The organism is Kiritimatiellales bacterium, assembly GCA_041656295.1.
Lineage (GTDB): Bacteria > Verrucomicrobiota > Kiritimatiellia > Kiritimatiellales > Tichowtungiaceae > Tichowtungia.
On sequence record JBBADV010000012.1, the window covers coordinates 44,078 to 56,853 of the forward strand.

A 12,776-nucleotide genomic window follows, 5' to 3' on the forward strand; every position below is an offset into this window, starting at 1 on the left:
GAGCGTTAACAGCAAGATCAGGAGAAAATATGAAATTTAATTTAAAGGTTTATCTACTCAGTGCGATTGTTTTAACAACAGGGTTTACGTTTGCTGAAAATATCAAATGGAAAAAAACCGGTACGGCTGACTGGTCGAAAGAGTATAACTGGGATCCCGGCAGTGTTCCTTCTGCGAAAGATGCAGTGGATATCAGCAATAGCGGAATCGTGCAGCTGGGCGGTAACGGAACAGCATATAATATGTCTCTGGCGGCGGAGCCGGGAACCTCAGGCGCTTTACGGATTATAAAAGGAAGCCTGTTGGTCGAGGAGTCGATAACCGCCGGACGCAAAGGAACTGCTGAGATTTCCATTGAGCAGGGATCCGTTCTGGACGTTGGGAAAACCGCTACGGTAGGTTTTTATGACGGTGCGAAGGGAATGGTTACGGTTAACGGGCGCGGCTCGTTATTAAAAACCGGACAAAGCATCGCCGTCGGACGCGAAGGTTCCGGCGCTCTTACGATTTCCGCCGGCGCCGCCGCGAACGCCGGCAACTGTGTGTATATCGGTTTCGACAAAGGTTCCGCCGGCGTCGTTACTGTGGAAGGCCGCGGCTCGAAGCTTTCCTGTGTCGACAAATTTTATGTCGGTCGTTATGGCGCTGCCGCTCTGTATATTAAAGACGGGGCGCTCGTCTGTGCCGGTACGGCGCTTAAAATCAATATCGGCGAGAATAACGGTTTAACGATGGAAGAGTGTTTTGTCCGGATGGAGCCCGGCGGAATGCTGGCGCTGAATGATGCTGATTTGAAGGGCGATACGCTGGCCGATTTTCTCCGGCTGGTTGAAGGAACGGATAATATCCAATTCCTTTCCGGTTCCCGGTGGGCGAATATTACAAGCGGCGCAGAAGGCGTTCATTATATGTTGGATACATATCGCGAAGACGGGATGAGTTACAGAAGACTAACCATTCTGAAGTCGCCGGAGTTACGATTGGCTTCGATATTTTCAGACAACATGGTGCTGCAGCAGCAAAGCGATGTCGAACTCCGGGGATGGGCGGCTGCGAACAGTGCGGTGACGGTTCAGCCGAGCTGGCTTTCCGTGCCGGTTGTTGCCACGGCAGATCAGGATGGTAGATGGCGTGTTGTTGTAGCCACTCCGGCGGCATCTAAAGAAAAACACAGCTTGTCTGTTACGGATAGCGCCGGCCATGCGATAACACTATCCAATGTGCTGATCGGCGAAGTGTGGGTCTGTTCAGGACAGTCTAATATGTGGTGGCCGATTGACCGCTCCGCCGGAGCCAGCGAGGCCAAGGCTTCAATCAACACGAATATCCGGCTGTTTACTGTTGAAAACAATATTGCTGTAAATCCTGTTGATGACTGCATTGGCACATGGCAGACGGCCGGTCTTCACAATATCGGTTCGTTCAGTGCGGTCGCTTTCTTTTTCGGACGGGAGCTTGCGGATACGCTTGATATTCCGATCGGGCTTATACACAGCTCATGGCGTGGCACAACGGCCGAACCGTGGACGCCGCTGAGCACAATTGCGGCGGCCCCCCGGCTTTCTGAAATTTTAACCCGCGATCCGGAAGGGTGTAAGCACATTCCCGGAGCTTTGTATAACGGAATGATTCACCCGCTCAATTCGTTTAAAATCCGGGGCGCTATCTGGTATCAGGGCGAGTCCAACCGGGGGCGGGCAGAGGAGTATAAAATTCTTTTTCCTGCTTTGATTCAAAGCTGGCGGGATGCGTGGAACCAGGGCGATTTCCCATTTTATTTTGTACAGATTGCTCCGCTTACCATTAAAACGGAAGGCGGGAAAACCCCGATTCCTGAGCTTCAGAACGCCCAGTTGTACGCCATGAAAACTGTGCCGAATACCGGTATGGCGGTCACGATGGATGTCGGAGATCTGAAAGACATCCACCCGAAAAGTAAATTTGATGTCGGTATACGGCTGGCGCTCTGGGCGCTGGCAAAAACCTATGGACACGACGTTCTCTATTCCGGACCGGTTTATCGGGAGATGAACGTTGAAGGTTCCTCCGCCAGAATTTTATTCGACGAGGTCGATGGAGGATTAAAAACCAACGATGGACAGGCTCCGAAGGAATTTACAATTGCCGGCGCCGACATGGTGTTTTATCCGGCCGCGGCAATCATTGATGGCGGCAGTGTTCTTGTTTCCAGCGACCGTGTGGGCACGCCGGTTGCCGTGCGTTATTGCTGGCGGAATGATGCGGAAGGAAATTTATTTAACGTGAATGCCAACCTGCCGGCATCACCTTTTACAACAAACTGATTATTAACCAGAAAGAAGGAGAGAGAAGATGAGTTTTGGAGATTTCGGAAATTTTAAAAAAACACTTAAAGAAAAACCGCTGCTGGGTTTCGGTTCTATGTATTCGTCTCCCGGAATTATTGAACGCATCGGACAGCACTGGGACTGGTGCTGGATCGATATGCAGCATGGCGAATGGGGAATGCATGATACGATTCAGGCGATACGCGCCTGTAATCTGATCGGCATCTATGCGCTGGTACGGGTTCCGGGGCATAGCCGGGACGCAATCGGCAAAATTCTGGATGCCGGCTGCCATGCTATTATGATCCCGATGATTGAGAGCCGGGAAGAAGCGGAAGCGGTGGTTGCCGCCGCCCGCTTTGCGCCGATGGGTCAGCGCTCATATGGCGGCCGCCGTCCGATCGATCTCTACGGCAGGGCATACGCCTGTTCCGGCCGTACCCAGCCGATGGTTGTCTGCCAGATTGAAACTCCGGCAGGATTTGAGCAGGTCGATGCCATTGCATCGACAGACGGCGTTGATGCATTATTTTTCGGCCCAGATGATATGGCGCTTTCACGGAATATGCCGATGGATCAGCCCCGTTCGGAAAACCATTTCGATTGTGAAATCGCCGCCGTCGGTGCAGCGGCGCAAAAGTACGGCAAGATTGCCGGCGGAATTTTTGTAACTCCGGAGAGAATTAAAAAAGGAATTGAGCTGGGCTATCACATGCTCGTCAGTTCAGGCGACAGCGCTCTTCTGGCCGGAAATTCATTATCTGTCTCGCAAACCTGTCGTAAGGCGCTGACGGACGGCTCTTTTGCCGGTTCTGCAAAAGCAGAAACAAAAGTTTGCTCTGTATATTAAGAGCCTTTCATCGCGTGCGTAAAGAACTTGCATTCATTCGCAGTGAATGAATGCCATGTTCTTTACGTTTATTTGCGGTTGTCCTGAAAATGTAAATTTGATGCAACGTTGAGATATAAAAAATGAATACAGATAAATTTTTATTTTCTCTTGTCGGCCGTTCTTCATACGATCGTGAAATGGCGTCCGTCAGGAGCGGGTACAGGGCGATGCTGGTTAACATTCTGGAAACGATTCTGGACCGGTATGATCGGAATCCGGAATATCACTTTATCGATACAAAATTCAGCCTGATCACCGGACAGGATTTTGCTGACGACGATCCGGTCCGGGGTAAAAACACAATCTATTCCTGGATTCAGGGGCGGGGGCTGGAAGCATTGGCGGGACATATCCGCTGGCTCCAGCAGGATCCGGAATTTTGTCCGGAAGAGACCGGTCCGTTAATCCGCCGCAGCCGCCGTGTTCTTGCGGAAGTATTTTCCAGCATGGAATCTTTGAGAAGCCTCAACGGCGGGCGTCTCTATTTTTTTATGACGCCTGCCGGTCAGGCGCTCCGCATGGACAGCCATGGCCATGTTGTTCCTTATAATTTACAGCCGGACTCGCCGTCCAATTTCAGCGATCTATTTTATATAAAAGGAATGGCGGCGGCGGCATACACGCTTGGGCTGAAAGAAAAACTGATCGAAAGCATGCAGTGGTTTCAGAAGCTGCACAACGATATTAAAACCGGCAATTTTGTTACCGACCAGCAGCAGCTGGATCCAAAAAATACCGCCGCCCGATTTGTCGAGGATCGCAACGCTCATGGCGTGTATATGATTTCCATTAGTGCAATTGCATTATTTTTAAAATGCGGCGGGAATCCGGAATTTAAACAGGCTGGCTTCGAATTCCTTGACCATGTTCTCAGCAACTATGTCAACCTGGACGGGAAATCACCTCTGTCGGAAAAATATGATATGTGGGAATTTGTGAATAAAAACGGTGATCCGTTTATTGATGAGAGAAATGTGCTGTTGAACGATCCGGGCCATGCCTGCGAATTTTCGGGCATTTCGATGGACATGATCGATGCCATGGAAAACCACACGGCGCTGAACGAAGCAGAACAAAACAAAATTAAGATGTATAAGCAGATTCTTCCTGAAATGATAAAGAAAAATTTTTCAAACGGATTTTCTGCGGAAGGGCGGGGAATCTCTAAAGCCGTTGATTTAATTTCGCGGAAAACAATAAACTCCGATATGCCATGGTGGTCTCTTCCGGAAACAATGCGGGCCGCGGCATTTGCCCGTCATTATGTTCCGGCAGAAAAAAAAGCCTGTTTTGAGGAGATCATCGCCAAATGCTCGAATGCATTTATTCAAAACTATGTTCAGCCGGAGCTGAATCAGATGGCGTTTCAGGTGATTGATAAAAACGGAATTCCGGTGAATACCATTCCGGCAACTCCGGATGCTGATCCGGCATATCATACCGGATTAAGCCTCATTGATTTTTTAAGAAAATAACCCGCGTTGCGGTATGCCGCCGCAGCGCCGGACTGTTTTTAAAGCATTTTAAATTAAAAAAAGCCGCAAAAATGCGCAAAAATCGCAAAATAATTATGAGCCGAATGATTGATAAACCACGCATGAACACGGATGCAGCGCTTCATTGCCTCTTTGTGAAAAATCCGTGTATTCGGTGTATTTGCCGTTTTCACTGTCCGCCTTTGGGAGCCTTTCTTCACTCCGTTTCGAATCGTGGTTTAAACATCTGCGTCATCTGCGGATTTCTCAAGGCAGGCAAGGATGCCTGCGGTACATTACACCTTTGTTTATTTTGCGACTATAATTTTTCTCAATACGCTCTAACGTACATTCATAGCACATCTTGCCCTAATGCGTTCGCCCGGTGTTATAGTTCATCCAGATCGGTCTGCAGTTCATCCAGCGTCCGGCAGATGTGCTTCCGGAATCCTATCGATCCAATTCCTTCTGATTCACCGGACGTCGTTTTAAACAGAACCCGATTGAGTAAAAATTGAAATGGGCTGAAGAACTTCTGCCGGCGCATTTTTACGTCTATTTCATAAATACGGAGGGATTCCATCTGCCGGATTTCGGGATCACAAGGCTGTCATCTTATAATTAAGCTTCTTCGTGAAATGCCTTTTCGTCTGTATAGAAACAAACGTCATTGGCGTAAGCAGGGTTTCCGGCGGCCGAAATTCCTGCGAGGTTGAGCTGCCCTTTGCCGTAGACCGCTTCACGCGTGCCGTCGATGGCCGGATTTACATATTTGAAAAACCAGTCATCAAGTTTTGCCCGCAGCGTTTGAATTTCCAGTGTAAACTGCGGATTTGAAATCTGGTCATACATTTCATCGGGATCGTTTTTCAGATCATAGAATTCATGCGGGCCGTAAGGGTACCGGTGAACATATTTATATTCATCCGTGCGGATCATGCGGACGGGTCCGTATTCATCGTAGATAATTACATCCTGATCAGCGGGCGGCTCTCCGCCCCGCAGATAGCCGGCAAAGCTGCTGCCCGGAAGACTGTCTTCATCGTGCGGGATCCTGAGCAGATCCAGCAGGGTGGGAAAGACGTCGTAGTGGCTGAGCATGGAGCTGCAGATGGCATTCCCCGCAAAGGTACCAGGCAGTGAAAAAATAACGGGAACTTTGACGGAGGTATCCCACATGTTCAGCGGAAAGGTTGCATTACCTTTGCCCCAAACGCCGTGATGTCCCATGTTCATGCCGTTGTCGCTCGAAAAAATGATGAGCGTATTTTCACGCAATCCGCTTTCCTCCAGCCAGTCGAGCAGCGTGCCGATGCCGTGATCCATAGCTGTGATCGCCGTGTAATAACCGCGCAGCAGTTCTTTCCGGCGTTCACCGGCTCCGGCAGGAGCGGAGTTGATCTGAAGCGGACTGAGCGGCAGATCCGGCGTGGCCGAAAAATCACAACAGTCATACAGGTCCCAGACTTCTTCCGGATGCTCTGCTTTATCCCATGGACTGTGCGGCGCGGTATAATGAACACTTAAGCAAAACCGGTTGGCCTGGTTCGCTTCGAGGAACTCAACGGCATTTTCTGTGATCACATCTGTAACGTAGCGCGTTTCAGTTTTCAGTTTTCCATCTTCAAACATCTGCCAGTCGTAATAATGCCCGCCGCCGAACGCGTGAGTTTTCCAAAATGTATGGCCTTTTTGCGGCGCGCCGTTATCGCCGAGGTGCCATTTGCCGGAAATTCCGCAAACATAACCGTCTTGCGCCAGATAATCGGTGAAGCCGCGGATGCCGTTTAAATATTCAACCGGCCGGTCAACACCGCGATACATTCCGTCCGGATCATCGATGTTACCTTTTTTCAACCAGTCATGAACGCCGTGCTGCGACGGAATCCGTCCGGTGAGAAACGACGCGCGCGCGGGTGAGGAGACCGGCGACACGCAGAAGAAATTTTCGAAGCGGATGCCGGATGCTGCCAGCCGGTCGAGATTCGGAGTCAGCACATCTTCATTTCCGGCGCACCGCATCGCCCAGTGCCCCATATCATCCGCCATTATAATTAACACATTCGGTTTCATTGCCATTCTCCGGTTTTTAAAACTGCTCCGGTGGATGTGTTATATTTCCCACCCATCAAAGCGCAGAAAAGGTATTCCGCCGGCCCGTCTTTCATTAGTATTTGCGGGCGTTCAAACCGTTCAGGCTTGCCGCCGAAATACAGATCCGATTTTCCATCCCCGGGTTGCGGCTCTGACCAGTGTAACCCATCCGGCGGACTCAGATAAAATCCGACGTGCGGATCAATAACGCCCATGTCTCGCATCAGCTACAGAATATCCACTTTTTTCTTACTCATAATGTTCCCGATCCGTTTTTATAAAAACCGTATAATATGCACCTAATTCAGATATTCAACGGATCAGAAACTTAACTGTTTCAATGGCTGTAAGACGGTGTCATGATTTTTTATCCGTGTCAACCGCACGCACCGGCATTAAAGCATCAACCTCTTTCAGCCAGCGGAACAGCTTTGTTTTCAACTGTTCCGCTTTTTCCGGGAACTGCGCAGCAAGGTTTCGCTGTTCGCGGAAATCGTCTTCCAGATCAAACAGAAACATCTCTTCAGTCACATAGGAATAAATCAACTTCCATTTACCGTCACGAATGGCCGTCGACATTCCATCATTATGATAATGAGGAAAATGCCAGTAAAGCGGCTCAGAACGTTTGAAATCTGATCCGGTGAATAAGGGCAGCAGGCTGACCCCCTCTACATCATTCGGAACCGGCTGATCGGAGCCGGTGATTGCAAGCAGAGTCGGTAGAAAGTCATACGAAATGACCGGCTCATTGCATACCGATCCGGGGCGGATCACCCCGGGCCAGCGCACGAGCGTCGGCACCCGGATTCCGCCCTCCCACAGGCTTCCTTTCACTCCGCGCAATGGAAGATTCCCTTCAAGGCCCCCGTTGTCGGAGGTGACGATGAGAAGCGTATTCTCTGTCAGCCCGGATTCATCCAGGAATTTCATTAAACGTCCGATGTTCTCGTCAACAGCAGCAATCATGGCGGCATAATTCGCCAATGCCCCGTACGATGAATCCACAAGATCCGGTCTTGGATGGTGCGGACGGTGAACCGAGTAATAACACAGATAGGCCAGAAAGGGATTTTCTCCGGATGTTTTGATGTAGTCCATCACCTCATTCGTCAGCCGGTCGGTCAGATATTCTCCTTCCGGACCGCTGCGGATCATGCCAAGCCCGTAAGGAGAGATATAGGTAGGCGGCGCTCCCACGGAAGCCCCGCCGATATTAATATCAAATCCCTGTCGATCGGGATGGTAATCAGGGAGCATAACTCCTTGAGCCTCGGGGTATGCCAGCGCGTTCTGCCCCGCCAGATGCCATTTTCCGAAAAATCCGGTTCGATATCCATCTTTCTTCAAAAGCTCCGCGAATGTGATCTCTGGCAGAGGCAGCCTGTCTCTGAATTCCGCCGGCATCATGGTCGCATTGTCCGGAATTCTGGCCCAGTTGCCGTCCAGGGTTCTGGGGATGTGCGATGTCAATCGCAGCGCGGCCGGTGATTTTCCCGTCAGCAGACTGGCGCGTGTCGGCGAGCAGACCGGAGACGCCGCATATGCATCAGTAAACACCATGCCCTGCCGAGCAAGTTGTCTGATATTCGGAGTTGAATACGGCGACGTTGAGTCCGGCAGAAACTGCACATCATTCCAGCCCAGATCATCCACTAAGATAAAAAGAATATTCGGTTTCTCCTGCGCAGCCGGTATGCACCCCGCCGCAATCGACGTACAAACCGCCGCGCATTTCATCAGATTTTTTTGCATCGTTTCCTCCGTTCCGTTTTCAGTTCTGTTTGTTCCCCGGTTAAAAGTTCCCGTCAGGGAGCGCTTCCTTCTGCAATAAACTCCACTCCTTCAGCGATATCATTAAAGTCATTATTCTCAAGCGTAACGGATCCGTTCCGCTCCAGCTGAATTACCGCAGCACTCAGGGGAGCCCCCTGCTCGCCGGGGAGAGGCGGCGGTAAAAAGAAAGCGGCGCTGTCTCCTGAAATTCCGGTAAAGCGATTGGCCTGAATCTGCAGCCCGTCAGTGTGAGTAGCATAGATCACGGGATGGATTGTATTATAAAAAACATTGTTCCGAATAGAGACCTGCCGGTGAAGGGGATTGGAGATGCTGTGAGGGAGAACAGAAACCGTAATCGACGGATCCCTCTGTATACCGTAAAATGCATTATTCTCAATCCCGATATTCTCCATGGGCGTATTTATGATCCAGTCGTTATCCATTTCCATGCGAATACCGCCGGATTGTTCGAAAACGTTACCACGGATCATTCCGTTTTTCGCAGTCGCCCGAATGGCACAGGCAAAATTAACGTGAAAATACCCCCGCTCAATCCGGTATCCGTCGCTTCGCCAGCGATCGGAAATAATGGTGTCTCCCCGCTCTACCGCCAGAGGCCGGTCAAGCACCAGCTTCCAGGGAGTCGTCTTCTTCCCTTTATACAATCTGGTAGGGTGCTCCGCCGGAACGGTTTCTTCCTGATCGCTCAACTTTTCCGCCGAAAGAACCGTGGCCGATCCGCGATAGACAAACGTCCGGCTGTCATACACATCAATGGTCGATCCGGCGTCCACATTAAAGCTGGATGCCAAATCGCGGGCAGCCGCCGTCATCGTCGTCGATGAAGAGGATTTTAAAACGATCGAATTATGAGACGGCAGCGCAACCGCGTCGTCCATGACTCCTTCCAGCTCAAAGTCTGAAATCTGCAGGCCGTGCTTACAGAAGTTCACGCGGAAACCATCCAGGCAGCTGGAGATCAGCCGCGCGGTATTGGGCCGGCGGATCAGCCGTACATTCTGCAGGCGATACGGTTTCTCCCCGTCATACTCGCCGATCCATCCCAGGCGGGCCGATGCGTAAATATTGACTCTGTCAAAGGTCACATTCGAGCTTTTGGTCAGCATCATATAGTTTCCGTTATAACGCGGCGCCAGAACAATTCCGTCGCCTTCAACGATACCGAACCAGGGCAGACCGGTGTCGCGCCCTTGCAGGGAAACAGTCACGGTACGGGTTGTTTCATCATACACGGCGGGCTGCCCCCGGTCATGGCCCGCAACAAACGTTGCACTATACGGGTGTCCCGGTTCCGGTTTAAAAACATGAATCCGTGCATACCCGTTCGGAGGAGTGGCCTGAAACTGAGCCAGAGCCTCTTCAAACCCCTGATCCAGCTCGAAGCGTACCGGCGGATACGCACCTTCGCCGACTGAAATCACCCGGCCTTGCACCCAGGGCAGAGGATCATAGTCGACCGTATAATTGCTGATTGTAAAATCTGAACAGCCGGTGATCGTAAGAATCCGCTGCTTCACTCCGGCCACCCAGAACGTCGATCCGGAAAAATCGATGGAAACTCCCTCCAGCCCGTCAAAGAGCAGAGCGTCCTTCCCGTTATCCATAAATCCTTTAAACCGGTAGTTGTCTGCGGGAACAACAATCGTCTTCTCTCCGGATTGAATCCGTCGATTCAAGTCCGCCACCATAGTCCGGGCGGCCGCGGTCTGCCTGCTCTTTTCTTCTTCGCTCCACCCCGCGATTTCCGGGGGATACGCAGTGTTTTTTTCACGTTCAGAGGTGAACTGAATGCTGCGGCCGTTGTTTCGACGGTGAACCATGCCCAGAACCGTATCTCCCGATTCCGGTTTCAAGCGGAAAAACCCATCCGGGGTGTTCTCCGGAAAAGCAATTTGGAAAAGCCCCTCCCCGTTGCAGCGCCACATCAATGCAGGAGCTCCCTCCTTCACAGGCTCCGCACGAACAATATGCACCCTGGATGCATGGTCTCCTTCCAGCCGGAACACGGCCGTTCCGGGTCCGGTAACAGAAAAACGGGTGACGTAAACGTCATTCGGATCGTCCGCCTGTGCCGTCAGTAAGAAAGCGGTCATCAGCATCACTTTGTGCATCATATCAATCTCCCTTTATAATTTGTATCCCGTCCACACAGATGTTATCCGCCCCGGCGTAGTAACGCGCGTTCCCGTTTTTGTCATCAAAAACAAAGACTGCGAATTCAACCGTACTTCCCGGCGCCATTGCATCGGCCTGGGCTAAAGACCAAGACACGGTCCGGGCATACACATTGGCTTCGGGCGGCAACCCGTATTCGGAGAGCGGTGCGCCGGTCTGTGCGTCATATAAAACGCTGCCCATAGTATCCGTACGATCATATTCAACATTCCGGACCCGCTGCCGGATACCCTGGCTCACCCATCCGGTCTGATTGATGTTATATGCAATATAGGCAGACACCGTATATGCGTTCGTATCTGCCACCATACCCAGCAGGGTCATCGAAAGCGAGGCCGCCCGGAAATCGATGGATACATCCGGCGCGGCGGTCAGACTGAACACAAACCGGGAGTGCGTTTCATCATACGCCGCCACAGGATCTGCGATATCCCGGGAGCTTAGGGCGAACAGGCGGTTTTCCGGATCAGCAAGCCTGTATGCCGGGGCGGAAAGCCCTCCGCCGGAAGCCGCTGTTCCTTGAATATAAGCGACCTCCGAAACTGCAACGCCGTTCATCTGTTCCAGGCGTGCCTTACAGGTGTCCGGACCGGCGAATGTGTATGTGACACCCGCTTCGCCGGCTTGCGGCGTTGTGTTGCAGATCCACGCTTCGATCACTCCCGCCATCGCTGCCTCTGTGCCGGGTTGCTGCCCGATGAGATTCACCAGTTCGTCCGGACACTCCTGAAGATCAAAAAGAATATTTCCTTTGGGATGAATGACATATTTAAACCGGTCGGTCACCGCGACCTTCCACTCCGCCGTCTCTGCAAACGCCGCCGTCCGGCTGTAGGTGCCTTTTCCCGTCAGCAGCGGAAGCAGGCTCTCTCCGTAACTTTTCCGCTGATCTGCGGCAGAGGCTCCGGCCAGCTCCAGAATCGTCGGGGCAAGATCCAGAGTTTCAACCGGACGGTCAATCACCTGTCCCGGAATAAACCATCCCGGCGGTCCGGCGATAATGAGCGGAGAGTTGACGGAGCCTTTGTAATAATCGCCTTTGCCCCACAACCCGTGATCGCCCAGCATAGAGCCCTGATCCCCGGCAAAAACGATCACCGTATGATCGATCTGCCCGGACTCTTTCAACGCCTCAAGAATCCGTCCGACCTGTGCGTCCAGCGCAGTGATCATTGCGTAGTACCCGGCGCGGAACCGCCGGATGTGCTCGACACTTAACTGCGGATGCGGCGTATCGCCCAGAGGAAGCCGCATCTCTTCCCAATCATACATGCCGGCGTATGGCTCCGGTGGATCCGCCGGCGGATGCGGATCCAAAAATTCCACCCATAGGAAAAACGGATTCTGCCGATCGTACGATGCGATCCAGTCCGCCGCATGACCGGCTATAAACGTATCCTGCCGGTCTTCTTCCGTCAGAGCCGCCGGTGTAAAACCTCTGCGTCCTGAAAAACTGGTGAAATGCTCCTGATAGTGCGCCTGCAATACTTCCAGCAGTCCCCTCTCATGAAGATAGTCCTGATACGGATCATTCCCGGGCATATATTGCGCTGTAGCGACCGAAACTTTTCCGCTCATACCGAACGTGTAATCAAACCCGATCGTTTGCAGTTCCTGTTTTCTAATCTCCATCGGACTCCCCGAAAACCCGCCCTTCGCCGGCTTGAAGTGATCTTTCCCGATCAACGCCGTAGTGTACCCCGCCCGCCGGAGAGCCAGCGGGAAGGTCCAGACGCCCGCCGCCAATGGTCCGTCCTGATTATGGTAAATCCCTGTATTATGCGGATAAGATCCGGTCAGCAGCGCATTGCGCGAAGGTGAGCACTGAGCACCTTGACAGACGTGATTTCGAAAGAGAATGCCCCGGGCAGCCAGCGCATCAAGATTCGGTGTATGCACCGGATCGCCCATGCAGCCCAGCGCCTGGAAATGGTGGTCATCCGATTCAATAATGATAATATTCGGACGGGCGGATAGATCATCAGCCGGAGTTGCCGCGGCAAAGATCATCAGACTTGCAACATTCATTTCGGT

Annotated in this window: 9 protein-coding genes; 3 read left to right on the forward strand and 6 right to left on the reverse strand. The window is 51.8% G+C overall.

Annotated features, from left to right (window positions below; all coding sequences use genetic code 11):
* The first annotated feature begins 29 nt into the window (after window positions 1-29).
* The 3 genes from WC959_08825 to WC959_08835 all read left to right on the forward strand — a co-directional run bounded on the left by WC959_08825 (window position 30) and on the right by WC959_08835 (window position 4,673).
* Complete coding sequence (locus tag WC959_08825) at window positions 30-2,303, forward strand: sialate O-acetylesterase (protein ID MFA5689233.1); 2,274 nt, start codon at window positions 30-32, stop codon at window positions 2,301-2,303.
* 28 nt (window positions 2,304-2,331) lie between these two features.
* Window positions 2,332-3,156: an aldolase/citrate lyase family protein gene (locus WC959_08830; protein MFA5689234.1), complete on the forward strand. Its 825-nt coding sequence runs from the start codon at window positions 2,332-2,334 to the stop codon at window positions 3,154-3,156.
* Window positions 3,157-3,278: 122 nt separating this feature from the next.
* Entirely contained in the window at window positions 3,279-4,673 is a 1,395-nt protein-coding gene (locus WC959_08835) for a hypothetical protein (GenBank protein ID MFA5689235.1), read from the forward strand.
* A 388-nt stretch (window positions 4,674-5,061) separates the two neighbouring features.
* Here the strand turns inward: WC959_08835 and WC959_08840 are convergent, their stop codons facing one another.
* The 6 genes from WC959_08840 to WC959_08865 form a co-directional block, all read right to left on the reverse strand.
* On the reverse strand, window positions 5,062-5,256 hold the full coding sequence (locus WC959_08840) for a hypothetical protein (protein ID MFA5689236.1): 195 nt from the start codon (window positions 5,254-5,256) through the stop codon (window positions 5,062-5,064).
* A 38-nt stretch (window positions 5,257-5,294) separates the two neighbouring features.
* Entirely contained in the window at window positions 5,295-6,746 is a 1,452-nt protein-coding gene (locus WC959_08845; protein ID MFA5689237.1) for a sulfatase-like hydrolase/transferase, read from the reverse strand.
* A complete protein-coding gene (locus WC959_08850) occupies window positions 6,743-6,982 on the reverse strand; it encodes a hypothetical protein (protein ID MFA5689238.1) in 240 nt (79 codons plus the stop codon). Before WC959_08850 ends, WC959_08845 begins: the two co-directional genes overlap by 4 nt.
* Window positions 6,983-7,124: 142 nt before the next feature.
* Complete coding sequence (locus tag WC959_08855; protein ID MFA5689239.1) at window positions 7,125-8,522, reverse strand: sulfatase; 1,398 nt, start codon at window positions 8,520-8,522, stop codon at window positions 7,125-7,127.
* A gap of 53 nt (window positions 8,523-8,575) precedes the next feature.
* Window positions 8,576-10,681 carry a hypothetical protein gene (locus WC959_08860; GenBank protein ID MFA5689240.1) on the reverse strand — a complete coding sequence of 702 codons (2,106 nt, stop codon included), beginning with the start codon at window positions 10,679-10,681 and terminating at the stop codon, window positions 8,576-8,578.
* Window position 10,682: 1 nt separating this feature from the next.
* Complete coding sequence (locus WC959_08865; protein ID MFA5689241.1) at window positions 10,683-12,770, reverse strand: sulfatase-like hydrolase/transferase; 2,088 nt, start codon at window positions 12,768-12,770, stop codon at window positions 10,683-10,685.
* Window positions 12,771-12,776 lie beyond the last annotated feature (6 nt).

Coding starts and splice junctions, on each gene's coding strand:
- WC959_08840 (MFA5689236.1), bottom strand. CDS start 5,256: ATGGAATCCCTCCGTATTTATGAAATAGACGTAAAAATGCGCCGGCAG.
- WC959_08830 (MFA5689234.1), top strand. CDS start 2,332: ATGAGTTTTGGAGATTTCGGAAATTTTAAAAAAACACTTAAAGAAAAA.
- WC959_08850 (MFA5689238.1), bottom strand. CDS start 6,982: ATGGGCGTTATTGATCCGCACGTCGGATTTTATCTGAGTCCGCCGGAT.
- WC959_08845 (MFA5689237.1), bottom strand. CDS start 6,746: ATGAAACCGAATGTGTTAATTATAATGGCGGATGATATGGGGCACTGG.
- WC959_08860 (MFA5689240.1), bottom strand. CDS start 10,681: ATGATGCACAAAGTGATGCTGATGACCGCTTTCTTACTGACGGCACAG.
- WC959_08855 (MFA5689239.1), bottom strand. CDS start 8,522: ATGCAAAAAAATCTGATGAAATGCGCGGCGGTTTGTACGTCGATTGCG.
- WC959_08825 (MFA5689233.1), top strand. CDS start 30: ATGAAATTTAATTTAAAGGTTTATCTACTCAGTGCGATTGTTTTAACA.
- WC959_08835 (MFA5689235.1), top strand. CDS start 3,279: ATGAATACAGATAAATTTTTATTTTCTCTTGTCGGCCGTTCTTCATAC.
- WC959_08865 (MFA5689241.1), bottom strand. CDS start 12,770: ATGAATGTTGCAAGTCTGATGATCTTTGCCGCGGCAACTCCGGCTGAT.